At 34.2% G+C, this 24,170-nt stretch carries 39 protein-coding genes; 37 read left to right on the plus strand and 2 right to left on the minus strand.

The window, feature by feature from the left end:
* Positions 1 to 15: 15 nt before the first annotated feature.
* On the minus strand, positions 16 to 909 hold the full coding sequence (locus JX000_RS03045) for a GNAT family N-acetyltransferase (RefSeq protein WP_002450319.1): 894 nt from the start codon (positions 907 to 909) through the stop codon (positions 16 to 18).
* A gap of 180 nt (positions 910 to 1,089) precedes the next feature.
* Here JX000_RS03045 and JX000_RS03050 point away from each other — a divergent pair, with 180 nt between their 5' ends.
* The gene (locus JX000_RS03050) at positions 1,090 to 3,228 is read left to right on the plus strand and encodes a DNA topoisomerase III (RefSeq protein WP_206140866.1); all 2,139 of its coding nucleotides are present in this window, start codon (positions 1,090 to 1,092) and stop codon (positions 3,226 to 3,228) included.
* Between the two features lie 111 nt (positions 3,229 to 3,339).
* The gene (locus tag JX000_RS03055) at positions 3,340 to 4,674 is read left to right on the plus strand and encodes an NCS2 family permease (RefSeq protein ID WP_002450321.1); all 1,335 of its coding nucleotides are present in this window, start codon (positions 3,340 to 3,342) and stop codon (positions 4,672 to 4,674) included.
* 67 nt (positions 4,675 to 4,741) lie between these two features.
* Here JX000_RS03055 and JX000_RS03060 read toward each other — a convergent pair whose 3' ends face one another.
* The gene (locus tag JX000_RS03060; protein ID WP_002450527.1) at positions 4,742 to 5,134 is read right to left on the minus strand and encodes a hypothetical protein; all 393 of its coding nucleotides are present in this window, start codon (positions 5,132 to 5,134) and stop codon (positions 4,742 to 4,744) included.
* 353 nt (positions 5,135 to 5,487) lie between these two features.
* Here JX000_RS03060 and rpsJ point away from each other — a divergent pair, with 353 nt between their 5' ends.
* From rpsJ to rpsI, 35 genes are all read left to right on the plus strand, one after another.
* Complete coding sequence (gene rpsJ, locus JX000_RS03065; protein WP_001118667.1) at positions 5,488 to 5,796, plus strand: 30S ribosomal protein S10; 309 nt, start codon at positions 5,488 to 5,490, stop codon at positions 5,794 to 5,796.
* Positions 5,797 to 5,823: 27 nt separating this feature from the next.
* On the plus strand, positions 5,824 to 6,495 hold the full coding sequence (rplC, locus tag JX000_RS03070) for a 50S ribosomal protein L3 (RefSeq protein ID WP_206140867.1): 672 nt from the start codon (positions 5,824 to 5,826) through the stop codon (positions 6,493 to 6,495).
* Positions 6,496 to 6,523: 28 nt separating this feature from the next.
* The gene (rplD, locus tag JX000_RS03075) at positions 6,524 to 7,147 is read left to right on the plus strand and encodes a 50S ribosomal protein L4 (protein ID WP_058710003.1); all 624 of its coding nucleotides are present in this window, start codon (positions 6,524 to 6,526) and stop codon (positions 7,145 to 7,147) included.
* Positions 7,147 to 7,422, plus strand: coding sequence for a 50S ribosomal protein L23 (gene rplW / locus JX000_RS03080; RefSeq protein ID WP_002450524.1), 276 nt, complete (start codon positions 7,147 to 7,149; stop codon positions 7,420 to 7,422). Before rplD ends, rplW begins: the two co-directional genes overlap by 1 nt.
* Before the next feature lie 30 nt (positions 7,423 to 7,452).
* Positions 7,453 to 8,286, plus strand: a complete 834-nt coding sequence (gene rplB / locus JX000_RS03085; protein ID WP_002450523.1) for a 50S ribosomal protein L2 — start codon at positions 7,453 to 7,455, stop codon at positions 8,284 to 8,286.
* Between the two features lie 67 nt (positions 8,287 to 8,353).
* Positions 8,354 to 8,632, plus strand: coding sequence for a 30S ribosomal protein S19 (gene rpsS / locus JX000_RS03090; protein ID WP_002450522.1), 279 nt, complete (start codon positions 8,354 to 8,356; stop codon positions 8,630 to 8,632).
* Positions 8,633 to 8,660: 28 nt separating this feature from the next.
* Positions 8,661 to 9,014, plus strand: a complete 354-nt coding sequence (rplV, locus tag JX000_RS03095; RefSeq protein WP_001829734.1) for a 50S ribosomal protein L22 — start codon at positions 8,661 to 8,663, stop codon at positions 9,012 to 9,014.
* A 23-nt stretch (positions 9,015 to 9,037) separates the two neighbouring features.
* On the plus strand, positions 9,038 to 9,694 hold the full coding sequence (gene rpsC, locus JX000_RS03100) for a 30S ribosomal protein S3 (protein ID WP_002450521.1): 657 nt from the start codon (positions 9,038 to 9,040) through the stop codon (positions 9,692 to 9,694).
* Positions 9,695 to 9,696: 2 nt separating this feature from the next.
* Positions 9,697 to 10,131 carry a 50S ribosomal protein L16 gene (gene rplP / locus JX000_RS03105; RefSeq protein ID WP_002450520.1) on the plus strand — a complete coding sequence of 145 codons (435 nt, stop codon included), beginning with the start codon at positions 9,697 to 9,699 and terminating at the stop codon, positions 10,129 to 10,131.
* A complete protein-coding gene (rpmC, locus tag JX000_RS03110) occupies positions 10,121 to 10,330 on the plus strand; it encodes a 50S ribosomal protein L29 (protein WP_000644737.1) in 210 nt (69 codons plus the stop codon). Before rplP ends, rpmC begins: the two co-directional genes overlap by 11 nt.
* Before the next feature lie 25 nt (positions 10,331 to 10,355).
* Complete coding sequence (gene rpsQ, locus JX000_RS03115) at positions 10,356 to 10,619, plus strand: 30S ribosomal protein S17 (RefSeq protein WP_002432741.1); 264 nt, start codon at positions 10,356 to 10,358, stop codon at positions 10,617 to 10,619.
* A gap of 31 nt (positions 10,620 to 10,650) precedes the next feature.
* Positions 10,651 to 11,019: a 50S ribosomal protein L14 gene (gene rplN / locus JX000_RS03120; RefSeq protein WP_002432661.1), complete on the plus strand. Its 369-nt coding sequence runs from the start codon at positions 10,651 to 10,653 to the stop codon at positions 11,017 to 11,019.
* A 35-nt stretch (positions 11,020 to 11,054) separates the two neighbouring features.
* Positions 11,055 to 11,372 carry a 50S ribosomal protein L24 gene (gene rplX, locus JX000_RS03125; protein ID WP_206140868.1) on the plus strand — a complete coding sequence of 106 codons (318 nt, stop codon included), beginning with the start codon at positions 11,055 to 11,057 and terminating at the stop codon, positions 11,370 to 11,372.
* 25 nt (positions 11,373 to 11,397) lie between these two features.
* Complete coding sequence (gene rplE, locus JX000_RS03130) at positions 11,398 to 11,937, plus strand: 50S ribosomal protein L5 (protein WP_002466470.1); 540 nt, start codon at positions 11,398 to 11,400, stop codon at positions 11,935 to 11,937.
* Positions 11,938 to 11,959: 22 nt separating this feature from the next.
* Complete coding sequence (locus tag JX000_RS03135; protein WP_001829713.1) at positions 11,960 to 12,145, plus strand: type Z 30S ribosomal protein S14; 186 nt, start codon at positions 11,960 to 11,962, stop codon at positions 12,143 to 12,145.
* Between the two features lie 31 nt (positions 12,146 to 12,176).
* A complete protein-coding gene (rpsH, locus tag JX000_RS03140) occupies positions 12,177 to 12,575 on the plus strand; it encodes a 30S ribosomal protein S8 (RefSeq protein ID WP_002450517.1) in 399 nt (132 codons plus the stop codon).
* 24 nt (positions 12,576 to 12,599) lie between these two features.
* The gene (gene rplF, locus JX000_RS03145) at positions 12,600 to 13,136 is read left to right on the plus strand and encodes a 50S ribosomal protein L6 (protein ID WP_002450516.1); all 537 of its coding nucleotides are present in this window, start codon (positions 12,600 to 12,602) and stop codon (positions 13,134 to 13,136) included.
* 31 nt (positions 13,137 to 13,167) lie between these two features.
* Positions 13,168 to 13,530, plus strand: coding sequence for a 50S ribosomal protein L18 (rplR, locus tag JX000_RS03150; RefSeq protein ID WP_002450515.1), 363 nt, complete (start codon positions 13,168 to 13,170; stop codon positions 13,528 to 13,530).
* A gap of 20 nt (positions 13,531 to 13,550) precedes the next feature.
* Positions 13,551 to 14,051 (plus strand): 30S ribosomal protein S5, encoded by a 501-nt coding sequence (rpsE, locus tag JX000_RS03155; protein ID WP_002450514.1) that lies wholly within the window; start codon positions 13,551 to 13,553, stop codon positions 14,049 to 14,051.
* A 16-nt stretch (positions 14,052 to 14,067) separates the two neighbouring features.
* Positions 14,068 to 14,247, plus strand: a complete 180-nt coding sequence (gene rpmD, locus JX000_RS03160) for a 50S ribosomal protein L30 (protein ID WP_001096576.1) — start codon at positions 14,068 to 14,070, stop codon at positions 14,245 to 14,247.
* Positions 14,248 to 14,263: 16 nt separating this feature from the next.
* Positions 14,264 to 14,704 (plus strand): 50S ribosomal protein L15, encoded by a 441-nt coding sequence (gene rplO / locus JX000_RS03165; RefSeq protein WP_002450513.1) that lies wholly within the window; start codon positions 14,264 to 14,266, stop codon positions 14,702 to 14,704.
* A complete protein-coding gene (secY, locus tag JX000_RS03170; protein ID WP_206140869.1) occupies positions 14,704 to 15,999 on the plus strand; it encodes a preprotein translocase subunit SecY in 1,296 nt (431 codons plus the stop codon). Before rplO ends, secY begins: the two co-directional genes overlap by 1 nt.
* A 17-nt stretch (positions 16,000 to 16,016) precedes the next feature.
* Positions 16,017 to 16,667: an adenylate kinase gene (locus JX000_RS03175; protein WP_126510242.1), complete on the plus strand. Its 651-nt coding sequence runs from the start codon at positions 16,017 to 16,019 to the stop codon at positions 16,665 to 16,667.
* 195 nt (positions 16,668 to 16,862) lie between these two features.
* Entirely contained in the window at positions 16,863 to 17,081 is a 219-nt protein-coding gene (gene infA / locus JX000_RS03180; RefSeq protein WP_001829792.1) for a translation initiation factor IF-1, read from the plus strand.
* A 31-nt stretch (positions 17,082 to 17,112) separates the two neighbouring features.
* Positions 17,113 to 17,226, plus strand: coding sequence for a 50S ribosomal protein L36 (gene rpmJ / locus JX000_RS03185; protein WP_000868342.1), 114 nt, complete (start codon positions 17,113 to 17,115; stop codon positions 17,224 to 17,226).
* 22 nt (positions 17,227 to 17,248) lie between these two features.
* Positions 17,249 to 17,614 (plus strand): 30S ribosomal protein S13, encoded by a 366-nt coding sequence (gene rpsM, locus JX000_RS03190; protein ID WP_002450510.1) that lies wholly within the window; start codon positions 17,249 to 17,251, stop codon positions 17,612 to 17,614.
* Positions 17,615 to 17,637: 23 nt separating this feature from the next.
* Complete coding sequence (gene rpsK / locus JX000_RS03195) at positions 17,638 to 18,027, plus strand: 30S ribosomal protein S11 (protein WP_002450509.1); 390 nt, start codon at positions 17,638 to 17,640, stop codon at positions 18,025 to 18,027.
* A gap of 76 nt (positions 18,028 to 18,103) precedes the next feature.
* Positions 18,104 to 19,048, plus strand: coding sequence for a DNA-directed RNA polymerase subunit alpha (locus tag JX000_RS03200; RefSeq protein WP_002450508.1), 945 nt, complete (start codon positions 18,104 to 18,106; stop codon positions 19,046 to 19,048).
* Positions 19,049 to 19,064: 16 nt separating this feature from the next.
* Positions 19,065 to 19,433 (plus strand): 50S ribosomal protein L17, encoded by a 369-nt coding sequence (rplQ, locus tag JX000_RS03205; protein ID WP_002466473.1) that lies wholly within the window; start codon positions 19,065 to 19,067, stop codon positions 19,431 to 19,433.
* A gap of 308 nt (positions 19,434 to 19,741) precedes the next feature.
* Positions 19,742 to 20,551: an energy-coupling factor transporter ATPase gene (locus JX000_RS03210; RefSeq protein WP_002450506.1), complete on the plus strand. Its 810-nt coding sequence runs from the start codon at positions 19,742 to 19,744 to the stop codon at positions 20,549 to 20,551.
* Positions 20,548 to 21,408 (plus strand): energy-coupling factor transporter ATPase, encoded by an 861-nt coding sequence (locus JX000_RS03215; RefSeq protein ID WP_206140870.1) that lies wholly within the window; start codon positions 20,548 to 20,550, stop codon positions 21,406 to 21,408. Before JX000_RS03210 ends, JX000_RS03215 begins: the two co-directional genes overlap by 4 nt.
* Positions 21,398 to 22,204: an energy-coupling factor transporter transmembrane component T family protein gene (locus tag JX000_RS03220; protein ID WP_206140871.1), complete on the plus strand. Its 807-nt coding sequence runs from the start codon at positions 21,398 to 21,400 to the stop codon at positions 22,202 to 22,204. The genes JX000_RS03215 and JX000_RS03220 overlap by 11 nt, the downstream gene beginning before the upstream one ends.
* 4 nt (positions 22,205 to 22,208) lie before the next feature.
* Positions 22,209 to 23,012, plus strand: coding sequence for a tRNA pseudouridine(38-40) synthase TruA (gene truA, locus JX000_RS03225; RefSeq protein ID WP_002450503.1), 804 nt, complete (start codon positions 22,209 to 22,211; stop codon positions 23,010 to 23,012).
* 269 nt (positions 23,013 to 23,281) lie between these two features.
* Entirely contained in the window at positions 23,282 to 23,719 is a 438-nt protein-coding gene (rplM, locus tag JX000_RS03230) for a 50S ribosomal protein L13 (protein WP_002450502.1), read from the plus strand.
* Positions 23,720 to 23,738: 19 nt separating this feature from the next.
* Positions 23,739 to 24,131 carry a 30S ribosomal protein S9 gene (gene rpsI / locus JX000_RS03235; RefSeq protein ID WP_002450501.1) on the plus strand — a complete coding sequence of 131 codons (393 nt, stop codon included), beginning with the start codon at positions 23,739 to 23,741 and terminating at the stop codon, positions 24,129 to 24,131.
* Positions 24,132 to 24,170 lie beyond the last annotated feature (39 nt).

The following is a 24,170-nucleotide window of genomic DNA, read 5'->3' on the forward strand; positions in this document are numbered from 1 at the left end:
GTATAATAGACATTTTTAATTGTCATTAGTATTAACTGTTTCATGTATATGTTGTGGTTCTAATTTATATTTTTTATATTCATAATTAGTTTTAAAACCTAATTCGTTAAAACGTTCAACAAGTTTACTGTTTTTATTACGTATTTTGAAATAAACTTTACGCAAATCGAAATGAGTAAATGCATAATTTAATGCGTATTCTAATAAATCAAAGGCGATACCTTTCATACGATAATCAATATGTGAACTGAAATATTTTATTTCAGCACTAGCTTGTTGCTTATTGACGTCTAAATATAAATAACCTTTTAATAAACCTTCACTAACGAATAGAAATAATCGATGTGTTTCATCAATACTATTTAAAATGTCATTTGCATCCATAGCATCATGTCTAAATGTTTTCTGATGCATACGCGAAAATGCACGGTAAAATCCTTTTTGGTATTCAATAATATTTTGCTCACTACTAAGTTCTCCTATATCTTGATGAGCTTCTAAATAATAGTCCGTGAAATTATAACTGGCTTGTATTTGTTTAACGAAAGGTTTATATGTTTGTACACCTTCTTCAAATGAAAAATGATATACTGCATGATCAGGTTGCCCAGCTATCATAGCATCAAATAATTGTTGGAATAATTCCGGGGTCAATGTGAAATTTGTTTCTATAAAGGGGCCAATCACTTTGAATTTATATGTTTCACATGGAATTGCAAAAATCAGTGCTTTGATTTGGCTATCTTCAGTGATGGCAAATGCGCCAGGATTATCTATTGCTTCTTCTAATAATTGATCAAATTCAGTAAATTGTTGAGGTATCTTATATAAATAGGAAGTTACTTGGTAATCAGAAGTCTCAATGAAAGATTTTATTTCTTTAGGGTCATTCAATTGAATAATGTCCATAATCCTACCTCCGTAACATTGTGATTAATATAATTATATGGGTAATTACAAATAATTGAAAGTTAATTGATACATGTACATGTTACAATTAATGTAATCCATTAAACATAATCATTATAGACATTAAATAAACTTAAATCTATATTTATTATAGTTAAATAAGAAAGGGAATTATCACAAATGCAATCATTAATTTTAGCAGAAAAACCTTCAGTAGCACGAGATATCGCAAGTGCACTTAATATAAATCAGAAAAGAAATGGTTATTTTGAAAATAATCAATATATTGTAACTTGGGCATTAGGTCATCTAGTTACGAATGCTACTCCAGAACAATATGACAAGTCGTTTCAGGAATGGAAGCTTGAAGATTTACCAATCATTCCGAAACAAATGAAAACAGTAGTGATTGGTAAAACCAGTAAACAATTTAAAACAGTAAAGTCACTTATGCAAAGAGACAATGTTAATGAAATTATTATTGCTACAGATGCTGGTAGAGAAGGGGAACTTGTTGCAAGACTTATTTTAGATAAAGTTGGAAACAAAAAACCTATTAAGCGTTTATGGATAAGTTCGGTAACTAAGAAAGCTATTAAAGACGGTTTTAACCATCTAAAAGATGGCCGTCAATACCAACACTTATACGATGCAGCTTTAGCAAGAAGTGAAGCCGATTGGGTAGTTGGTATTAATGCAACAAGAGCTTTGACAACTAAATATGATGCACAATTATCTTTAGGTCGGGTACAAACGCCTACTATACAATTGGTTCAATCACGTCAAAATGAAATTAATGAATTTAAACCGCAAACATACTATACATTAATAATTAAAGTAGACGGGTTTGAGTTTAGCTTTGATTCTGGACAACGTCGAATCACTGACCAGAAAGAACTTAAGTCAATTGTAGATGAAATTAAAAATAAAAAAGGCCAAATTGAAAAAGTAGTGTCTAAACATAAAAAAACTTACCCTAGATCTTTATATAACTTAACAGATTTACAACAAGATGCTTATCATCGCTATAAGTTGAGACCAAAAGAAACGTTGAATACCTTACAGAATCTATATGAAAGACATAAGTTAGTTACATACCCACGAACTGATTCTAATTATTTAACGACCGATATGGTGTCGACTATCAAAGAAAGATTACAAGCTTTACTGCCGACAGAATATAAAGAAAATATAAGAGAATTAATGTCTCACTCTTATTCCACTAAAATGAATATATTTAATAACCAAAAAGTTTTTGATCACCATGCGATTATTCCTACCGAAATAAGACCAGACTTATCTCAATTAAGTAATAGAGAAATGAAAATCTATATGTTAATAGTAGAAAGATTTCTTGAAAGTTTAATGCCACCCTATGAATATCAACATATTAAAGTGCATTTAGCAGTAGGTCAGTTCAAATTTGTATTAAACGAAAATGTCACAACTCAATTAGGGTTTAAAGCATTGAAACAACAAGAAAATGAAATTGTAACTCAGAATCCTTTTAAAAATAATCAAACAGTTAACATACAACACACCGATATAAAGTCACATCAAACAACACCGCCAGATTATTTTAATGAGGGTACGTTATTAAAAGCTATGGAAAGTCCTCAGAATTATATACATTTGGATGATAAAAAACACGTTCATACACTAAAAGAAGCGGGTGGTATTGGGACTGTAGCAACACGAGCTGATATTATTGAGAAACTCTTCAATATGAATGCAATTGAATCAAGGGATGGCAAAATTAAAGTAACATCAAAAGGTAAACAAATTTTAGAACTTGCACCTTCAAAATTAACTTCACCATTATTAACGGCTGAATGGGAAGAAAAATTAATACTAATTGAAAAAGGAAGATACAATAAACATCAATTTATAAAAGAGATGAAGGCATTTACAACTGATATTGTTAATATTATTAAAAATAGTGAACAGAAATACAAACATGATAATTTAACTACTACTGAATGTCCAACATGTGGCAAATTTATGATTAAAGTCAAAACCAAAAATGGTCAAATGTTAGTATGCCAAGATCCTACATGTAAAACAAAGAAAAATATTCAAAGAAAAACAAATGCACGTTGTCCAAATTGTAAAAAGAAAATGACTTTATTTGGTAGAGGAAAAGATGCAACTTATAGATGCGTATGTGGTCATTCAGAAACCCAAGCACAAATGGATAAACGTATGAAAGAAAAGTCGAGTGGTAAAGTGTCTAAAAAGGAAATGAAGAAATACATGAATCAACAAGAAGAACTTGATAACAATCCGTTTAAAGATGCTTTAAAAAATCTAAAATTGTAAATAAATTCGAACAAAAACGAAGTAAAATTTATGAAAGTTCGTATTTAGTATTGTCTTTTTAGAAAATTGGTATTAAAATATTAAAGTATTTCAAAAAAAGGAGCATTAGCCGTGAAAAAATACTTCAAGTTCGATGAATATGGTACTAACTTCAAAAGAGAAATCTTAGGTGGTATCACTACTTTCTTATCAATGGCTTATATTTTAGCAGTAAATCCACAAGTTTTAAGTTTAGCAGGCGTTAAAGGTGTATCTGAAGATATGAAGATGGACCAAGGGGCCATTTTTGTAGCTACTGCTTTAGCAGCATTTGTAGGTTCATTATTTATGGGCCTTATTGCAAAGTACCCTATAGCATTAGCACCTGGAATGGGACTAAATGCCTTCTTCGCATTTACAGTTGTTTTAACAATGGGCATTCCATGGAAAGTCGGTTTAACAGGCGTTTTATTCTCAGGTATATTCTTCGCGATTTTGACCGTCACAGGCCTTCGTGAGATTATAATTAACGCAATACCTTATCAGATGAAAATGGCCGTCTCAGCTGGAATAGGACTGTTTATTACCTTTGTTGGTCTGCAAAGCTCAGGTATCATTGTTAAAAATGACTCAACATTAGTAACACTAGGTCATTTAACTAAAGCCCCAGTGTTATTAGCAATATTCGGTATTGTTATTACAGTTGTGTTATATGCGAAAAAAGTACCAGGTTCTATATTTATTGGTATGATCATTACTGCTATCGTTGGTATGATAACAGGTCAAATTCACACACCAACAGGCGTTGTAGGTCATATTCCAAGTATTAAACCAACATTTGGCGCAGCATTTGAAGCATTTAAAGACCCAGGACAATTATTTACGATACAATTCTTAATCGTCATTTTAACTTTCTTATTTATTGATTTCTTTGATACTGCAGGTACTTTAGTTGCAGTAGCAACACAAGCCGGCATTATGAAAGACAACAAGTTACCTAGAGCAGGTAGAGCTTTATTCTCAGATTCACTAGCAACAATTGTAGGTGCTATTTTCGGTACTACAACAACTACATCATACATTGAATCAACTTCAGGTGTGGCAGTAGGAGCTAGAACAGGCTTTGCTAGTATTGTAACTGGATTCTGTTTCTTATTAGCACTATTCTTTAGTCCATTAATCGCTGTAGTTACAAGTGCAGTTACAACGCCAGCACTTGTAGTCGTGGGTGTGTTAATGGCAGCAAATTTTGCTGAGATCAATTGGAAACGATTCGAAGTTGCAGTTCCTGCATTTATTACAATTATCATGATGCCGTTATCATATTCAATAGCTACTGGTATTGCATGTGGATTTATTTTCTATCCAATTACCATGTTAATTAGTAAAAGACATAAAGAAGTACATCCGATTATGTATGTATTAATGGTATTATTCATTTTATACTTCATCTTCGTACATGGCTAAATATAAAAAAGACGTTCACACCATCATAAGTGTGAACGTCTTTTCTTATTACGAAGCAATATAATCGCTATTTAGATTTATGACCATCTTTATATTGTGTATAGATAACTCTTGCGTTTTTATTCGGGATATAAGTTGGCGCAGCTAGAACAATAAAAACAAAGAAAATCATCAATACAAACAATGCCCAATGAATAATCATGCCTACAAAAGGAATAAATGCTACAAACGAACCAATAATTCCAAGTATTGGAATTATCACCATAGGTTTAATAGTATTTTGAGTGTCAACTAATAATATTATAGTAAGAATTAGATAAAGAAACGCATTAAATAATAATGGTTGCCATCCAAAGCTTACAATAACGCTACCACCTAAAAATGGAATACCATAAAAGAATTCACAAATGATTAAGAAAACACCAATTATTGCTAGGGTAAGTTTAATACCGTTTTTCATTTAATTCACCCCCGTTCTCTTCTATTATAATAAAAAGGAACCGAAGTTAGTATTAAAAAGATTAGGTTAAAGAAATGAAATTAAAAATAAAGTAAAAAAATTCCCTAAAACGGTTGAATAAGCAATACATTTAAAGTACAATAACAAAGTATGTGTTAGACAGAACAGAAAAAGTTAGTGGAAACCATTGATTTATCAATGATTTTCATGTAACATATCTAATGTTGGACTTTAAAAAACGCGATGAAGCGAAAGGTTACTGACACACCCGGCCGCTTTGCCATGGCGCTGTGTGAGATAGTTTTCGTGGAGAAGTCTATCACTTAAATGTAGACGAATAAGGAGGGAAAATTATGGCAAAACAAAAAATCAGAATCAGATTAAAAGCTTATGATCACCGCGTGATTGATCAATCAGCAGAAAAAATTGTTGAAACTGCTAAACGTTCTGGTGCAGATGTTTCTGGACCAATTCCGTTACCAACAGAAAAGTCAGTTTATACAATCATCCGTGCCGTGCATAAGTACAAAGATTCACGTGAACAATTCGAACAACGTACTCATAAACGTTTAATCGATATTGTTAACCCAACACCAAAAACAGTTGATGCTCTTATGGGCTTAAACTTACCATCTGGTGTAGACATCGAAATCAAATTATAATAGAAAAATTTAGGAGGTGGACTTTCGATGACCAAAGGAATCTTAGGAAGAAAAATCGGGATGACACAAGTGTTTGGAGAAAACGGTGAATTAATCCCAATAACAGTAGTAGAAGCAGCACAAAACGTTGTATTACAAAAGAAAACTAAAGAAGTTGACGGTTACAACGCAATCCAAGTAGGATTCGAAGACAAAAAAGCATATAAAAAAGGTTCTAAAACTAATAAATATGCTAATAAACCAGCTGAAGGTCATGCTAAAAAAGCTGACACAGCACCTAAGCGCTTCATTCGTGAATTCAGAAACGTTAACGTTGATGAATACGAAGTAGGTCAAGAAGTCTCAGTTGATACATTCGAAACTGGTGACATCATTGATGTTACAGGCGTTTCAAAAGGTAAAGGTTTCCAAGGTGCTATTAAACGCCACGGACAAGCTCGTGGACCAATGGCTCACGGTTCTCATTTCCACAGAGCACCAGGTTCTGTAGGTATGGCTTCAGATGCTTCAAGAGTATTTAAAGGTCAAAAAATGCCAGGCCGTATGGGTGGAAACACAGTTACTGTACAAAACCTAGAAGTAGTACAAGTTGACACAGAAAACAGTGTGATCTTAGTAAAAGGTAATGTACCTGGACCTAAAAAAGGTTTAGTAGAAATTTCAACTTCAATTAAATCAATTAAAAAAGGTAATAAATAATTAATAAGTGAAAGGAGGAAAATGCATAATGGCTAATTATGATGTTTTAAAAGTAGACGGATCAAAAAGTGGTTCAGTTGAATTAAGCGATGCAGTATTTGCAATCGAACCAAATAATAGCGTTCTATTTGAAGCTATTAATTTACAACGTGCTTCATTACGTCAAGGTACTCATTCTGTTAAAAACCGTTCAGCAGTACGTGGCGGTGGACGTAAACCATGGAGACAAAAAGGAACAGGTCGTGCTCGTCAAGGTACAATCCGTGCTCCACAATGGCGTGGCGGTGGCGTTGTATTCGGACCAACTCCAAGAAGTTACGGTTACAAAATGCCTAAGAAAATGCGTCGTTTAGCATTACGTTCTGCATTATCATTCAAAGTTAAAGAAAATGGATTCACAATTGTAGATGCATTCGGTTTCGATGCTCCAAAAACAAAAGAATTCAAAAATGTTTTAACTACATTAGAACAACCTAAAAAAGTCTTAGTAGTTGTTGAAAACGAAGATGTAAACGTTGAATTATCAGCACGTAACATCCCAGGTGTTCAAGTAACAACTGCTCAAGGTTTAAATGTATTAGATATCACAAGCGCTGACAGTGTAGTAATCACTGAAGCTGCTGCTAAAAAAGTTGAGGAGGTGCTCGGATAATGGAAGCTAGAGATATTCTTAAGCGCCCCGTAATCACTGAGAAATCTTCAGAAGCAATGGCAGAAGATAAATATACATTCGATGTTGATACTCGTGCTAACAAAACACAAGTTAAAATTGCTGTTGAAGAAATCTTCGACGTAAAAGTTGATAATGTTAACATCATCAACTACAAACCTAAGAAAAAACGTATGGGCCGTTACCAAGGCTACACAAATAAAAGAAGAAAAGCGATTGTAAAACTTAAAGAAGGTTCAATCGACTTATTCAACTAAAAAACATTACCAATAAGGAGGTAAACGACAATGGCTCTTAAAAAGTATAAGCCAATAACTAATGGTCGTCGTAATATGACTTCATTAGATTTCGCTGAAATTACGAAAACTACACCAGAAAAGTCATTATTACAACCGCTACCGAAAAGAGCGGGACGTAACAACCAAGGTAAATTGACTGTTCGTCATCATGGTGGAGGACATAAACGTCAATACCGTGTTATCGATTTTAAACGTAACAAAGACGGTATCAACGCTAAAGTTGATTCTATCCAATACGATCCAAACCGTTCAGCTAACATTGCATTATTAGTATATGCTGATGGTGAAAAACGTTATATCATCGCACCTAAAGGATTACAAGTAGGTCAAACAGTTGAAAGTGGTGCTGAAGCAGATATCAAAGTAGGTAATGCTTTACCATTACAAAACATTCCTGTAGGTACAGTAATCCACAATATCGAGTTAAAACCTGGTAAAGGTGGACAAATTGCTCGTTCAGCTGGAGCTAGCTCTCAAGTGTTAGGTAAAGAAGGTAAATATGTATTAATCAGATTACGCTCTGGTGAAGTTCGTATGATTCTTTCAACTTGCCGTGCTACTATTGGTCAAGTTGGTAACATCCAACACGAACTAGTAAACGTTGGTAAAGCTGGACGTTCAAGATGGAAAGGTATCCGCCCTACAGTTCGTGGTTCTGTAATGAACCCTAACGATCACCCACACGGTGGTGGTGAAGGTCGTGCACCTATCGGTAGACCATCTCCAATGTCACCTTGGGGTAAACCTACGCTTGGTAAGAAAACACGTCGTGGTAAAAAATCATCAGACAAACTTATCGTTCGTGGACGTAAGAAAAAATAATAAAATTAACTTATTTGGGTGTGCGGCGTAACAGCTGCACGCACAGAATAAGAAGGGAGGCGCCCAAATGGCTCGTAGTATTAAAAAAGGACCTTTCGTCGATGATCACTTAATGAAAAAAGTTGAAGCACAAGACGGAAGTGAAAAGAAACAAGTAATTAAAACATGGTCTCGTCGTTCTACAGTTTTCCCAAATTTCATTGGTCATACTTTCGCAGTATACGATGGACGTAAACATGTACCTGTATATGTAACAGAAGATATGGTAGGCCACAAATTAGGTGAATTCGCACCAACTCGTACATTTAAAGGTCATGCTGTTGACGATAAAAAAACAAGAAGATAATTTTTAATAAGTAGAGGAGGAAATCCTAATGGAAGCAAAAGCGGTTGCTAGAACAATAAGAATCGCACCTCGTAAAGTAAGATTAGTTCTTGACTTAATTAGAGGTAAAAATGCTGGAGAAGCTATTGCAATTTTAAAATTAACTAACAAAGCTTCATCACCAGTTATCGAAAAAGTATTAATGTCCGCTTTAGCTAACGCTGAACATAACTACGACATGAACACAGATGAATTAGTAGTTAAAGAAGCTTACGCTAATGAAGGACCAACTTTAAAACGTTTCCGCCCACGTGCGCAAGGACGTGCAAGTGCGATTAATAAACGTACAAGCCACATTACAATCGTCGTAAGTGACGGTAAAGAAGAAGCTAAAGAAGCTTAATAACTTTCTAAGGAGGGAATACTGTGGGTCAAAAAATTAATCCAATCGGACTTCGTGTTGGAATCATCCGTGATTGGGAAGCAAAATGGTATGCTGAAAAAGATTTCGCTTCACTATTACACGAAGATTTAAAAATCCGTAAATTTATTGATAATGAATTAAAAGAAGCATCAGTTTCTCACGTAGATATCGAACGTGCTGCAAACCGTATTAATATCGCAATTCATACTGGTAAACCTGGTATGGTAATTGGTAAAGGCGGTTCAGAAATTGATAAACTTCGTAACAAATTAAACGCTTTAACTGATAAAAAAGTACACATCAACGTAATTGAAATTAAGAAAATTGATATTGATGCAAGATTAGTTGCTGAAAATATCGCACGTCAATTAGAAAACCGTGCTTCATTCCGTCGTGTACAAAAACAAGCTATTACAAGAGCTATGAAACTTGGTGCTAAAGGTATTAAAACTCAAGTATCAGGTCGTTTAGGCGGAGCTGATATTGCTCGTGCTGAACAATATTCTGAAGGAACTGTTCCACTTCATACATTACGTGCTGACATCGATTATGCACACGCTGAAGCAGATACTACTTATGGTAAATTAGGCGTTAAAGTATGGATTTATCGTGGAGAAGTTCTTCCTACTACTAAGAACACTAGTGAAGGAGGAAAATAATCATGTTACTACCAAAACGTGTTAAATATCGTCGTCAACATCGTCCTAAAACAACTGGTCGTTCAAAAGGCGGTAACTATGTAACATTTGGTGAGTATGGTTTACAAGCGACAACAACGTCTTGGATCACTTCTCGTCAAATCGAATCAGCTCGTATTGCAATGACTCGTTATATGAAACGTGGTGGGAAAGTTTGGATCAAAATCTTCCCTCATACACCATATACTAAAAAACCTTTAGAAGTACGTATGGGTGCCGGTAAAGGTGCGGTTGAAGGCTGGATTGCAGTCGTTAAACCTGGTAGAATTTTATTCGAAGTCGCTGGTGTACAAGAAGAAGTTGCACGCGAAGCACTACGTTTAGCAAGTCACAAACTTCCAGTGAAAACTAAGTTTGTAAAACGTGAAGAATTGGGTGGTGAAACAAATGAAAGCTAAGGAAATTAGAGACTTAACCACTTCAGAAATCGAAGAACAAATCAAATCTTCAAAAGAAGAGCTTTTTAACCTACGCTTTCAGTTAGCTACAGGTCAATTAGAAGAAACTGCACGTATTCGCACAGTAAGAAAAACGATTGCACGTCTAAAAACTGTTGCTCGTGAAAGAGAAATTGAACAAAGTAAGGCTAATCAATAATTAATTGAAAGAGGAGGTTACAAAAGTGAGCGAAAGAAATGATCGTAAAGTTTATGTAGGTAGAGTTGTTTCTGACAAAATGGACAAGACTATTACAGTACTTGTTGAAACTTACAAAACACACAAATTATACGGCAAACGAGTAAAATACTCAAAAAAATACAAAACTCATGATGAAAACAATTCAGCTAAATTAGGAGACATTGTTAAAATTCAAGAAACTCGTCCTTTATCAGCAACAAAACGTTTTCGTTTAGTAGAAATTGTTGAAGAGTCAGTAATTATTTAATTCAAGATTAGAGATAAGGGAGGTTTAACTAATGATCCAACAAGAGACACGTTTAAAAGTAGCAGACAACTCTGGTGCTCGTGAAGTTCTTACAATTAAAGTATTAGGTGGATCTGGTCGCAAAACAGCGAACATCGGCGATATTATCGTATGTACTGTTAAAAATGCAACACCAGGTGGCGTTGTTAAAAAAGGCGATGTTGTCAAAGCTGTTGTAGTACGTACTAAATCAGGTGTACGCCGTAACGATGGTTCATATATCAAATTTGACGAAAATGCATGTGTTATCATTCGTGATGACAAAGGCCCACGTGGTACTCGTATCTTTGGTCCTGTTGCTCGTGAATTACGTGAAGGTAACTTCATGAAAATCGTATCATTAGCACCAGAAGTACTATAAAATCAAATAACCAAAATATATAAGGAGGTGCCCACATGCATATCAAAAAAGGTGACAACGTAAAAGTTATCGCAGGTAAAGACAAAGGTAAAGAAGGTAAAGTAGTAGCTACTGAACCTAAACGTGACCGTGTCGTTGTGGAAGGTGTTAACGTTATTAAAAAACACCAAAAACCAACTCAAATAAACCCTGAAGGTGGAATTTTAGAAACAGAGGCAGCTATCCATGTTTCTAACGTACAATTATTAGACCCTAAAACAAACGAACCAACTCGTGTAGGTTACAAATTTGTTGATGGTAAAAAAGTTCGTATTGCAAAAAAATCTGGCGAAGAAATTAAATCTAATAATTAATTACTAGTTGAAAGGAGGATCCACTTTGAACCGTTTAAAAGAAAAATTCAATTCTGAAGTTACTGAGAACTTAGTAAAGAAATTTAACTATAGTTCAGTAATGGAAGTACCAAAAATTGACAAAATCGTAGTGAACATGGGTGTAGGTGACGCTGTTCAAAACTCTAAAGTGTTAGATAATGCTGTTGAAGAGTTAGAATTAATCACTGGTCAAAAACCATTAGTAACTAAAGCTAAAAAATCAGTTGCAACATTCCGTTTACGTGAAGGTATGCCAATCGGTGCGAAAGTTACACTTCGCGGAGAAAGAATGTATGAATTCTTAGATAAACTTATTTCAGTATCACTACCACGTGTACGTGACTTCCAAGGTGTTTCTAAAAAAGCATTCGATGGTCGCGGTAACTACACATTAGGTGTTAAAGAACAATTAATTTTCCCTGAAATCGATTATGATAAAGTAAGCAAAGTAAGAGGAATGGATATTGTTATCGTAACTACTGCTAACACTGACGAGGAAGCTCGTGAATTGTTATCAAACTTCGGTATGCCATTTCGTAAATAATCTCTAAAAGGAGGCTAATTAAGTGGCTAAAACTTCAATGGTTGCTAAGCAACAAAAAAAACAAAAATTCGCAGTTCGTGAATACACTCGTTGTGAACGCTGTGGTCGTCCACATTCTGTATATCGTAAATTTAAATTATGCCGTATTTGTTTCCGTGAATTAGCTTACAAAGGCCAAATTCCTGGCGTACGCAAAGCTAGCTGGTAATAAACAAGAGTCTGAAAGGAGGCAACAATCAATGACAATGACAGATCCAATCGCAGATATGCTAACTCGTGTAAGAAACGCAAACATGGTTCGTCACGATAAATTAGAATTACCTGCGTCTAATATCAAAAAAGAAATTGCTGAAATCTTAAAAAATGAAGGTTTCATTAAAAACGTTGAATACGTAGAAGACGATAAACAAGGTGTTATTCGTTTATTCTTAAAATATGGTCAAAACAATGAACGTGTTATCACAGGATTAAAACGTATTTCAAAACCAGGTTTACGTGTTTATGCTAAAGCTAACGAAGTACCAAAAGTACTTAATGGTTTAGGTATTGCATTAGTATCAACTTCTGAAGGTGTTATCACTGATAAAGAAGCAAGAAAACGTAATGTTGGTGGAGAAATTATCGCATACGTTTGGTAATAAATAATAAGGAGGTGCCATAACATGAGTCGTGTTGGTAAGAAAATTATTGACATCCCTAGTGACGTAACAGTAACTTTTGACAAAAATAATGTAACTGTTAAAGGTCCAAAAGGTGAATTATCAAAAACATTAAACGAAAGAATGACATTCAAACAAGAAGAAAACACAATTGAAGTTGTAAGACCATCTGATTCTAAAGATGACAGAACAGATCATGGTACAACTCGTGCTTTATTAAATAATATGGTACAAGGTGTTTCTCAAGGTTTCGAAAAAACACTTGAACTTGTTGGTGTAGGTTACCGTGCTCAAATGCAAGGTAATGATTTAGTACTTAACGTTGGTTACTCTCACCCAGTTGAAATTAAAGCCGAAGACGGAATTACTTTCGCTGTAGAGAAAAACACAACTGTTAAAGTTTCTGGTGTATCTAAAGAGCAAGTTGGAGCAATCGCTTCTAACATCCGTTCAGTAAGACCTCCAGAACCTTATAAAGGTAAAGGTATTCGTTACCAAGGTGAATACGTTCGCCGTAAAGAAGGTAAAACTGGTAAATAATAGATAACACTCTACAGAAAGGAGTATTGAAATGATCAGTAAAATTGATAAAAATAAAGTGCGTTTGAAAAGACATTCACGTGTTCGTACTAAATTATCAGGTACAGCTGAAAAGCCACGTTTAAATGTATATCGTTCAAACAAACACATTTACGCACAAATCATTGATGATGTTAAAGGCGAAACATTAGCTCAAGCTTCATCTAAAGATAAAGATATTGCTAACGAATCAGCAACTAAAGTTGATTTATCTACAAAAGTTGGCGAAACAATTGCTAAAAAAGCAAGTGATAAAGGAATTAAAGAAATCGTATTCGATCGTGGAGGTTACTTATACCACGGACGCGTTAAAGCATTAGCAGAAGCTGCTAGAGAAAACGGTTTAGAATTTTAATTTAAAGGAGGGACAAATACATGGCTCGTAGAGAAGAAGAAACGAAAGAATTTGAAGAACGCGTTGTTACAATCAATCGTGTTGCTAAAGTTGTTAAAGGTGGACGTCGTTTCCGTTTCACTGCATTAGTAGTAGTTGGAGACAAAAATGGTCGTGTAGGTTTCGGTACTGGTAAAGCACAAGAGGTACCTGAAGCAATCAAAAAAGCTGTAGAAGCAGCTAAAAAAGATTTAGTTGTAGTTCCACGTGTTGAAGGTACTACACCTCACACAATCACTGGCCGTTATGGTTCAGGTAGTGTATTCATGAAACCTGCAGCTCCTGGTACTGGTGTTATCGCTGGTGGACCAGTTCGTGCGGTATTAGAATTAGCAGGTATCACTGATATCTTAAGTAAATCATTAGGTTCAAACACACCAATCAACATGGTTCGTGCAACTTTAAATGGTTTACAAAACCTTAAAAACGCTGAAGATGTTGCGAAATTACGCGGCAAAACAGTTGAAGAATTATATAATTAAGGAGGGAAAATAAGTTATGGCTAAATTACAAATTACCCTCACTCGTAGTGTTATTGGTCGTCCTGAAACACAACGTAAAACTGTTGAAGCTTTAGGTCTTAAAAAGACTAATAGCTCAGTAGTTGTTGAAGATAACCCTGCTATTCGTGGGCAAATCAACAAAGTTAAACATTTATTAACAGTAGAAGAAAAATAATTAAGGAGGTGCCGACATGAAATTACATGAGTTAAAACCAGCAGAAGGTTCACGTAAAGAACGTAACCGTGTAGGTCGTGGTGCAGCAACTGGTAATGGTAAAACAAGTGGCCGTGGACATAAAGGTCAAAAAGCACGTTCAGGTGGTAAAGTAAGACCTGGATTTGAAGGTGGACAATTACCATTATTCCGTCGTTTACCAAAACGTGGTTTCACTAACATAAATCGTAAAGAATATGCTATTGTTAACTTAGACCAACTTAATCAATTCGAAGATGGTACTGAAGTAACTCCAGCTTTATTAGTAGAATCTGGTGTTGTTAAGAACGAAAAATCTGGTATTAAAGTACTAGGTAACGGCTCACTAGATAAAAAATTAACAGTGAAAGCTCATAAGTTCTCAACTTCAGCAGCAGAAGCTATTGATGCTAAAGGTGGAGCACACGAGGTGATCTAATGTTTCAAACGCTTGTGAGCTTCTTTAAAACTAAAGAAGTTCGAAACAAGATTTTCTTCACTCTAGCAATGTTAGTGATCTTTAAGATTGGGACTTATATTCCAGCTCCTGGAGTAAATCCTAATGCTTTTGATCAAGCAGCAAAAGGTTCTCAAGGTGTCACTGATTTACTTAATACTTTCGGTGGTGGAGCCTTGAAGAACTTTTCAATATTTGCGATGGGAATCATGCCATACATTACCGCATCTATCGTAATGCAATTATTACAGATGGATATTGTTCCTAAGTTCTCTGAATGGGCTAAACAAGGTGATGTAGGTAGAAGAAAAATCAACAATGTAACACGTTATTTCGCTATTATATTAGCATTCATTCAGTCAATAGGTATGTCGTTCCAATTTAATAACTTATATGGTGGTCGCTTAATTGTAAGTTATTCTGTATATAGTTATTTATTGATTGCACTAACTTTAACAGCAGGAACTGCATTCTTGATATGGCTTGGTGACCAAATCACTCAGTTTGGTGTTGGTAATGGTATTTCACTTATCATCTTTGCAGGTATTTTATCAACGTTACCATCAAGTATTATTCAAGCAGGCCAACAAGCTTTTGTGGGCCAAGAAGATACGTCTTTAGCTTGGTTAAAAATAGTAGCACTCATTGTTGCATTAGTACTGTTAACAGTAGGTGCAATATTTGTACTTGAAGCGAAACGTAAAATTCCTATTCAATATGCAAAGAAACAAACAGCTCAACGATTAGGTTCACAAGCAACTTATCTACCTTTAAAAGTTAACTCAGCTGGTGTTATTCCTGTTATCTTTGCGATGGCATTTTTCTTATTACCAAGAACGTTGACGCTATTTTTCCCTAAAGCTGAATGGGCACAACAAATAGCTGATACAGCAAATCCATCAAGCAACATAGGAATGGTTATCTATATTGTATTAATCATTGCATTTGCATATTTTTATGCATTTGTTCAAGTTAATCCAGAAAAAATGGCTGACAACCTTAAGAAGCAAGGTAGTTATGTCCCAGGAATTCGTCCTGGTGAACAAACGAAAAAATATATTACTAAAGTGCTTTATCGATTAACATTTGTTGGCTCTATTTTCTTAGCTGTCATTGCAATTTTACCGATTTTAGCGACTAAGTTTATGGGATTACCAAGATCAATTCAAATTGGTGGTACAAGTTTACTAATCGTTATTGGTGTTGCTATTGAGACTATGAAATCATTAGAAGCACAAGTAAATCAAAAAGAGTATAAAGGCTTTGGTGGTAGATAATTTGTAGGAGGGCACTTATGAATATCATTTTAATGGGCTTACCTGGTGCAGGTAAAGGAACTCAAGCGAGTGAAATTGTTAAGAAATTCCCAATACCACACATATCTACTGGTGACATGTTCAGAAAAGCGATTAAAGATGAAACTGATTTAGGTAAAGAAGCTAAATCATACATGGATCGTGGAGAATTAGTCCCTGATGAAGTTACTGTGGGTATCGTTAAAGAAAGAATTTCTGAAGACGATGCAAAAAAAGGATTTTTATTAGATGGTTTCCCTAGAACAATCGATCAAGCAGAAGCTTTAAATTCAATTATGGCTGAACTTGATAGAAATATTGATGCTGTCATCAATATCGAAGTTCCAGAGGAAGAACTAATGAATCGTCTTACAGGTCGTCGTATCTGTGAGAATTGTGGTACAACTTATCATCTTGTATTTAATCCTCCAAAAGTTGAAGGTATTTGTGATCTTGATGGCGGTAAATTATATCAACGTGAAGATGATAATCCGGAAACTGTTTCAAATCGTTTGAAAGTCAATGTTAAACAATCAAAACCTATATTAGAATATTATGATAATATAGGTGTATTGAAAAATATTGATGGTTCAAAAGATATTGAAGAGGTTACTACTGATGTCATTGATATCTTAGACCAATTACAATAGATCAACTTTTACGATCTATGTTGATGTGAATGTTTACTAACACTGTAATATACAATTTAATATGAGTGACAAATAACGATAATTAATTCCCGTAATTTTTGTTAAACTTATTAAAGCTAGTCACTAATAGATTCGTATCGTTGAAGTTGTCTATTGACGATAACCTTACTATTGCAAAAAGGGGGAAGTTAATCAATGGCTAAACAAGATGTTATTGAATTAGAAGGTACTGTATTAGATACTTTACCAAACGCAATGTTTAAAGTAGAATTAGAAAATGGTCATGAAATTTTAGCACATGTAAGTGGAAAAATTAGAATGAACTACATTCGAATTCTACCTGGCGACAAAGTAACTGTTGAGATGTCTCCGTATGATTTATCACGCGGTAGAATTACTTATCGTTATAAATAATCGTCACTCCATAATATAGGGAGGTATTAAAATGAAAGTAAGACCATCAGTAAAACCAATTTGCGAAAAATGTAAAGTCATTAAACGTAAAGGTAAAGTAATGGTAATTTGTGAAAATCCAAAACACAAACAAAGACAAGGTTAATAAAAGAGAGGTGTAAATGTATATGGCACGTATTGCAGGAGTGGATATTCCACGTGAAAAACGCGTTGTTATTTCTTTAACTTATGTATATGGTATTGGTACTTCTACAGCGAAAAAAATCGTTGAAGAAGCTAACGTATCAGCTGACACTCGCGTAAAAGATTTAACTGACGATGAATTAGGTCGCATTCGTGAAGTAGTTGATAGCTACAAAGTAGAAGGTGACTTACGTCGTGAGCAAAACTTAAACATTAAACGTTTAATGGAAATTTCATCATACCGTGGTATTCGTCACCGTCGTGGCTTACCAGTTCGCGGTCAAAAAACTAAAAACAACGCTCGTACGCGTAAAGGCCCAGTTAAAACTGTAGCGAACAAGAAAAAATAATCGGTAAAGGAGGCAAATAATAAATGGCACGTAAACAAGTATCTCGTAAACGTAAAGTGAAAAAGAATATTGAAAGTGGTGTTGCACACATCCGTTCAACATTCAATAATACAATTGTAACGATTACTGATGAATTCGGTAATGCATTATCATGGTCATCTGCTGGTGCATTAGGATTCAAAGGATCTAAAAAATCAACACCATTCGCAGCGCAAATGGCGTCTGAAACAGCTTCTAAAACAGCTATGGAACATGGTTTAAAAACTGTAGAAGTAACAGTTAAAGGACCTGGACCAGGCCGTGAATCAGCTATCCGTGCATTACAATCAGCAGGACTTGAAGTAACAGCAATCAGAGACGTTACTCCAGTACCACATAATGGTTGTCGTCCACCAAAACGTCGTCGCGTCTAATTTATGGTTGTGTTGTTACAGGTCACTGAGCAAACAGTATAAATCAAGTCGACGTATTTAAGGAGGATATTTGTAAATGATAGAAATCGAAAAACCTAGAATTGAGACAATTGAAATTAGTGAAGATGCTAAATTCGGTAAGTTCGTTGTTGAACCACTTGAACGTGGCTACGGTACTACACTAGGAAACTCCTTACGTCGTATCCTACTATCTTCATTACCAGGATCAGCAGTTAAGTACATCGAAATTGAAGGCGTGTTACACGAATTCTCAGCGGTAGATAATGTTGTTGAAGATGTATCTACTATTATTATGAACATCAAAAAGCTAGCATTAAAAATCTATTCTGAAGAAGATAAAACTTTAGAAATCGATGTTAAGGATGAAGGTGAAGTTACTGCAAGTGATATTACTCACGACAGTGATGTAGAGATTTTAAATCCTGAACTTAAAATTGCTACTGTTTCTAAAGGTGGACATTTAAAAGTTCGTCTTGTTGCTAATAAGGGTAGAGGTTACGCATTAGCTGAAACAAATAATACTAGTGATTTACCAATTGGTGTAATTCCAGTAGATTCACTATATTCACCTGTAGAACGTGTTAACTATACAGTAGAAAATACACGTGTAGGTCAAAGTAGTGATTTTGATAAATTAACTTTAGATGTTTGGACTAATGGTTCAATCACTCCTCAAGAATCAGTATCATTAGCAGCAAAAATAATGACTGAACACTTGAATATCTTTGTAGGTCTAACTGATGAAGCACAAAATGCTGAAATCATGATTGAAAAAGAGGAAGATCAAAAAGAAAAAGTATTAGAAATGTCTATTGAAGAATTAGACTTATCTGTACGTTCTTATAACTGCTTGAAACGCGCAGGAATCAATTCTGTACAAGAGTTAGCTGATAAATCTGAAGCTGACATGATGAAAGTGCGTAATTTAGGTCGTAAATCTCTTGAAGAAGTAAAATATAAATTAGAAGATTTAGGATTAGGATTAAGAAAAGAAGATTGATAAAGGAGGTTAACTCATGGGTTACAGAAAATTAGGTCGTACTTCTGATCAACGTAAAGCTATGTTACGTAACTTAGCTACTTCACTTATCGTAAGTGAGCGTATTGAAACTACAGAAGCTCGTGCAAAAGAAGTTCGCAGTGTTGTTGAGAAATTAATCACTTTAGGTAAAAAAGGAGATTTAGCTTCTCGTCGTAATGCAGCTAAAACATTACAAAATGTTGAAATCTTAAACGAAGATGAAACTACTCAAACTGCTCTTCAAAAATTATTCGGTGAAATCGCTGAACGTTATACAGACCGCCAAGGTGGTTATACTCGTATTCTTAAAGAAGGCCCTCGTCGTGGTGACGGTGCTGAATCAGTAATTATCGAATTAGTATAATTTAACTATAAATACACTAACTACTTATATATAAAGCAAATGAGTGCAACGATAATGTCTGCCACATACAGACATTGTCTAGCTCAGAGTACCCCATCAAACTAAATATTAAATTAAAGCGTGAACTCAACAAAACTGATGGGGTGCGCGCTTTTTTATTTTTAAGCTGAGATATTCATATCTTCAGCTTTTTTTAATACATTATAGTTCTACATACAAAATACTTTTAATCATTATGAACACGTATACATATGATATTAAATAATGTAAAATGTTAAAGGTAATTAAAATTAAAAGGGGGAATAAAAGTGAAGGAAGAAGATAATATTATTGAATTTAAAAATGTATCATTTAAATACCAAAGTGATTCTGCCTTCACTTTAAATGACGTATCATTTCATATTCCTCGAGGTCAATGGACGAGTATAGTTGGTCACAATGGTTCAGGTAAATCAACTGTTACTAAACTAATGGTAGGTATTGAAGAATCCGATGAAGGGCAAATCTTGTTTAATAATCATAAAATTAATAAAGATAATATAGCCCAAATAAGAAAGCAGATTGGCATTGTTTTTCAAAATCCAGATAATCAATTTGTAGGAGCAATTGTTAAGTATGATGTTGCCTTTGGTCTGGAAAATCATTCAGTACCTTATCATGAAATGCAGGAAAAAGTAACAACTTCACTTAAACAAGTTGATATGTTAGATTTAGCAGAATATGAACCACATTCATTATCAGGAGGTCAAAAACAAAGAGTAGCTATTGCTAGTGTTTTAGCATTAAATCCGTCAGTTATCATTTTAGATGAAGCTACATCAATGTTAGATCCTGTAGCTAAATCATCATTATTACAATTAGTAAAAGAACTTCAAAAGGAACAACAAATTACTATCATTTCTATTACCCATGATTTATCTGAAACGATGAACGCAGATAATATTATTGTTATGAATCACGGAAGAATTTATAAACAAGGTAAACCAAGTGAAATCTATAATGATGTTGATCAACTCATGAAAATAGGGCTTGAACTACCTTTTTCTATGAAAATGAATCAATTATTGTTTGAAAGTTCATCATTTGTCACATATGAAGGGTTGGTTAATCAATTATGAGTTTAAATATGAATAATGTGAGTTATATTTACCAACCTAAAACACCATATGAGTTCAAGGCTTTAAATAATATTTCACTTAGATTTAAACAAGGCCATTATTATGCCATTGTGGGACAAACTGGTAGTGGCAAATCAACATTGATTCAACATATAAATGCGCTTCTAAAACCTACAAGTGGTTCAATAGATTTTAATGAAAAGCATATAGACAGTAAAACAAAAGATAAGTTTTTAAGACCCATACGTAAACATGTAGGTATGGTATTCCAGTTTCCAGAATCACAGCTTTTTGAAGATACTGTAGAAAAGGAAATTGGATTTGGACCGAAAAATTTCAACATGAATGTACAAGAAGTGAAAAATAATGCTTTTGATATGTTATTAGAACTTGGTTTTTCACGAAATGTCATGTCTCTATCACCGTTTCAAATGTCGGGTGGCCAAATGAGAAAATTAGCATTAGTTTCTATTTTAGCTATGGATCCAGATATTATCGTTGTCGATGAGCCAACAGCAGGTTTAGACCCTAAAAGTAGACATCAAGTTATGACTTTACTAAAAAAATTACAATTAGAGCAGCATAAGACAATTATACTAGTGACTCATGATATGAATGATGTTGCTAAATACGCTGAAGAAATCATTGTAATGCAAAAAGGTGAGGTACAGGCAATTGAAAATCCTAGAACGCTTTTTAGTCAACCTGACATACTTAACCAATGGCATATCACCTTACCGGATGTTGTTTGTTTACAAAAAGACTTTGAAACAAAATATCAGACAAAATTACCATCCACTGCTTTAACAGAGGAAGAATTCGCTGAGTTGTACAGGGAGTGGCAAAATGAAAAATAAATTAATAATTGGACGATATCTTCCTAGCAATTCATTTATACACCATTTAGATCCAAGATCAAAACTAATATTTGTGTTCGTTTTTATTATTTTTATCTTTTTATGCCATTCCTTTGGTACATATGCATGGTTGTTTATATTGATTTTATTAATTGTGAGAATGGCTAAAATTAATTTTATGTTTTTAATTAAAGGATTAACACCAATATTTGTCTTTTTAATATTTACATTTTTAATGCACGTATTTTTTACAAAAGGTGGAGCAATCCTTTTACATTGGCACTTTATATCTATTGAAAGTAAGGGGATTTTAGAAGGCGTTTATATTTCTTTACGTTTAATCTTTATTGTTATGATAGCGACTGTAATGACGCTTTCAACAAGTCCTATTGATTTGACAGATGCGTTTGAAAAATTATTAACACCTTTAAAATGGTTGAAGCTACCTGTACATCAATTAAGTATGATGATGTCTATCGCGTTAAGATTTATACCAACACTTATGGATGAATTAGACAAAATTATTTTAGCGCAAAAGTCTAGAGGCTCAGAAATAAGTTCTGGAGGCTTCATAACAAGAATTAAAGCATTTATTCCATTGATGATTCCATTGTTTATTTCTGCCTTTCAAAGAGCAGAGGAATTAGCGATTGCTATGGAAGTAAGGGGTTATGATGCACATGCAGAAAGAACGAGCTACAGACTCCTTCAGTGGCGTCTGAGAGATACATTGATATTGTTACTATTAATTCCTATATTGGGTGTATTATTGTTAATTAAATTTATGGGAGTGTAAATGATTGCGTATTTTAGTAGAAATTGAATATCAAGGTAACCAATTTTTAGGATTTCAAATTCAACAACAAGGTAGAACTGTACAACAACAATTTGAAAAAATACTAAAAAGAATGCATAAACGGCACATAAGTATACATCCTTCTAGTCGTACTGATAGAGGTGTACACGCGTACCAACAATATTTTCATTTTGATACAGAATTACAAATTGAAAATAGCAAATGGCAATATGCAATGAATAGTGCCTTACCAGATGATATATATGTTAAATCTGTTAAACAAGTCGATGAAGATTTTCATTGTAGATATGATTGTGTAGGAAAACGGTATCGATATAAAGTTTATCAAGCTAAGCATCGCGATCCATTTCAAAGTGGATTGAAAACGTATATAGCAGATTCATTAGATTTAAATCAGATGAATGAAGCTGCAAAACTATTTATAGGTACCCACGACTTTACTGGATTCTGTTCACAAAAAACAGAAGTAGAGAGTAAGGTGAGGACCTTATACCAAAGTGAAATAGTTAAAACTGATGAAGGCTTTGATTATATCGTTACCGGATCAGGCTTTTTATATAATATGGTTCGTGTACTAGTTGCCTTTTTAATAGAAGTAGGAAAAGGTAAAAGAAGTCCAGAAGAAATCCCCCAATTACTAGAAGAGAAAAATAGGAATAAAATACCTTTTACAGCACCATCCGAAGGGCTATATTTAGAAAAAGTGTATTTATCAGATAAAGCACTAATTAAAGACTTTGGAGACCAAATTAAAATACATTATAAAAAATCATTACAAAATGATTGAATTGCATTGACAAAAGGCCTATGAAATTATAAGATTATTAACGGTATTGTTTTATATCCACCCCACGATAAGCCCCGGAATCTTATTGTGTTACAAGATATATAAGCAAAATAGAACAACAGTTAACAAAATAAATGAAATCTACGCTTTAAATCGTAACAATTTTTAAATCAAACCAAATAGAATATAGACATTACGGAAGTAACGATTGTTAATCAAGTTTGTCTAGAGTCTAAAACGAAGCATTTATTTTTAGGAGGACAATTATTATGCGTCAAACATTTATGGCAAATGAATCAAACATTGAGCGCAAATGGTATGTTATCGATGCTGAAGGCCAAACATTAGGTCGTTTATCATCAGAAGTAGCATCTATCTTACGCGGTAAAAATAAAGTAACTTATACACCACACGTTGATACAGGTGATTATGTAATCATTATCAACGCTTCAAAAATTCAATTCACTGGTAATAAAGAACAAGACAAAATGTATTACCGTCACTCAAATCACCCAGGTGGTTTAAAATCAATTTCTGCTGGTGAATTAAGAAGAACTAACCCAGAACGTTTACTTGAAACTTCAATTAAAGGTATGCTACCAAGTAGTCGTTTAGGCGAAAAACAAGGTAAAAAATTATTTGTATATGGTGGCGCTGAACATCCACACGCTGCACAACAACCAGAAAACTACGAGTTACGTGGTTAATTAGAAGGAGGAAATTACATTGGCACAAGTTGAATATAAAGGCACAGGCCGTCGTAAAAACTCAGTAGCACGTGTACGTTTAGTACCAGGTGAAGGTAACATCAAAGTTAACAACCGTGACGTACGTGACTACTTACCATTTGAATCATTAATCTTAGACTTAAACCAACCATTCGATGTTACTGAAACTAAAGGTAACTATGACGTTTTAGTTAACGTTCACGGTGGTGGATTCACAGGACAAGCACAAGCTATCCGTCACGGAATCGCTCGTGCATTATTAGAAGCAGATCCTGAATACAGAGGTTCTTTAAAACGCGCTGGATTATTAACACGTGACCCACGTATGAAAGAACGTAAAAAACCAGGTCTTAAAAAAGCTCGTCGTTCACCTCAATTCTCAAAACGTTAATATTGCCAAGATTGTTGCGAACTTGTTCGCAAACCAATT

It is taken from the genome of Staphylococcus sp. SB1-57 (genome assembly GCF_017086425.1).
Taxonomy (GTDB): Bacteria; Bacillota; Bacilli; order Staphylococcales; family Staphylococcaceae; genus Staphylococcus; species Staphylococcus warneri_A.

Coding starts and splice junctions, on each gene's coding strand:
- JX000_RS03050 (WP_206140866.1), top strand. CDS start 1,090: ATGCAATCATTAATTTTAGCAGAAAAACCTTCAGTAGCACGAGATATC.
- rplF (WP_002450516.1), top strand. CDS start 12,600: ATGAGTCGTGTTGGTAAGAAAATTATTGACATCCCTAGTGACGTAACA.
- rplM (WP_002450502.1), top strand. CDS start 23,282: ATGCGTCAAACATTTATGGCAAATGAATCAAACATTGAGCGCAAATGG.
- rplD (WP_058710003.1), top strand. CDS start 6,524: ATGGCTAATTATGATGTTTTAAAAGTAGACGGATCAAAAAGTGGTTCA.
- rpsH (WP_002450517.1), top strand. CDS start 12,177: ATGACAATGACAGATCCAATCGCAGATATGCTAACTCGTGTAAGAAAC.
- JX000_RS03200 (WP_002450508.1), top strand. CDS start 18,104: ATGATAGAAATCGAAAAACCTAGAATTGAGACAATTGAAATTAGTGAA.
- rpsJ (WP_001118667.1), top strand. CDS start 5,488: ATGGCAAAACAAAAAATCAGAATCAGATTAAAAGCTTATGATCACCGC.
- rplO (WP_002450513.1), top strand. CDS start 14,264: ATGAAATTACATGAGTTAAAACCAGCAGAAGGTTCACGTAAAGAACGT.
- rpsM (WP_002450510.1), top strand. CDS start 17,249: ATGGCACGTATTGCAGGAGTGGATATTCCACGTGAAAAACGCGTTGTT.
- JX000_RS03220 (WP_206140871.1), top strand. CDS start 21,398: ATGAAAAATAAATTAATAATTGGACGATATCTTCCTAGCAATTCATTT.
- rplQ (WP_002466473.1), top strand. CDS start 19,065: ATGGGTTACAGAAAATTAGGTCGTACTTCTGATCAACGTAAAGCTATG.
- rplN (WP_002432661.1), top strand. CDS start 10,651: ATGATCCAACAAGAGACACGTTTAAAAGTAGCAGACAACTCTGGTGCT.
- JX000_RS03175 (WP_126510242.1), top strand. CDS start 16,017: ATGAATATCATTTTAATGGGCTTACCTGGTGCAGGTAAAGGAACTCAA.
- rplC (WP_206140867.1), top strand. CDS start 5,824: ATGACCAAAGGAATCTTAGGAAGAAAAATCGGGATGACACAAGTGTTT.
- rpmC (WP_000644737.1), top strand. CDS start 10,121: ATGAAAGCTAAGGAAATTAGAGACTTAACCACTTCAGAAATCGAAGAA.
- rplW (WP_002450524.1), top strand. CDS start 7,147: ATGGAAGCTAGAGATATTCTTAAGCGCCCCGTAATCACTGAGAAATCT.
- rplR (WP_002450515.1), top strand. CDS start 13,168: ATGATCAGTAAAATTGATAAAAATAAAGTGCGTTTGAAAAGACATTCA.
- rpmJ (WP_000868342.1), top strand. CDS start 17,113: ATGAAAGTAAGACCATCAGTAAAACCAATTTGCGAAAAATGTAAAGTC.
- rpmD (WP_001096576.1), top strand. CDS start 14,068: ATGGCTAAATTACAAATTACCCTCACTCGTAGTGTTATTGGTCGTCCT.
- rplX (WP_206140868.1), top strand. CDS start 11,055: ATGCATATCAAAAAAGGTGACAACGTAAAAGTTATCGCAGGTAAAGAC.
- rpsS (WP_002450522.1), top strand. CDS start 8,354: ATGGCTCGTAGTATTAAAAAAGGACCTTTCGTCGATGATCACTTAATG.
- JX000_RS03215 (WP_206140870.1), top strand. CDS start 20,548: ATGAGTTTAAATATGAATAATGTGAGTTATATTTACCAACCTAAAACA.
- rpsK (WP_002450509.1), top strand. CDS start 17,638: ATGGCACGTAAACAAGTATCTCGTAAACGTAAAGTGAAAAAGAATATT.
- JX000_RS03045 (WP_002450319.1), bottom strand. CDS start 909: ATGGACATTATTCAATTGAATGACCCTAAAGAAATAAAATCTTTCATT.
- rplV (WP_001829734.1), top strand. CDS start 8,661: ATGGAAGCAAAAGCGGTTGCTAGAACAATAAGAATCGCACCTCGTAAA.
- infA (WP_001829792.1), top strand. CDS start 16,863: ATGGCTAAACAAGATGTTATTGAATTAGAAGGTACTGTATTAGATACT.
- rpsE (WP_002450514.1), top strand. CDS start 13,551: ATGGCTCGTAGAGAAGAAGAAACGAAAGAATTTGAAGAACGCGTTGTT.
- secY (WP_206140869.1), top strand. CDS start 14,704: ATGTTTCAAACGCTTGTGAGCTTCTTTAAAACTAAAGAAGTTCGAAAC.
- rplB (WP_002450523.1), top strand. CDS start 7,453: ATGGCTCTTAAAAAGTATAAGCCAATAACTAATGGTCGTCGTAATATG.
- JX000_RS03060 (WP_002450527.1), bottom strand. CDS start 5,134: ATGAAAAACGGTATTAAACTTACCCTAGCAATAATTGGTGTTTTCTTA.
- rplP (WP_002450520.1), top strand. CDS start 9,697: ATGTTACTACCAAAACGTGTTAAATATCGTCGTCAACATCGTCCTAAA.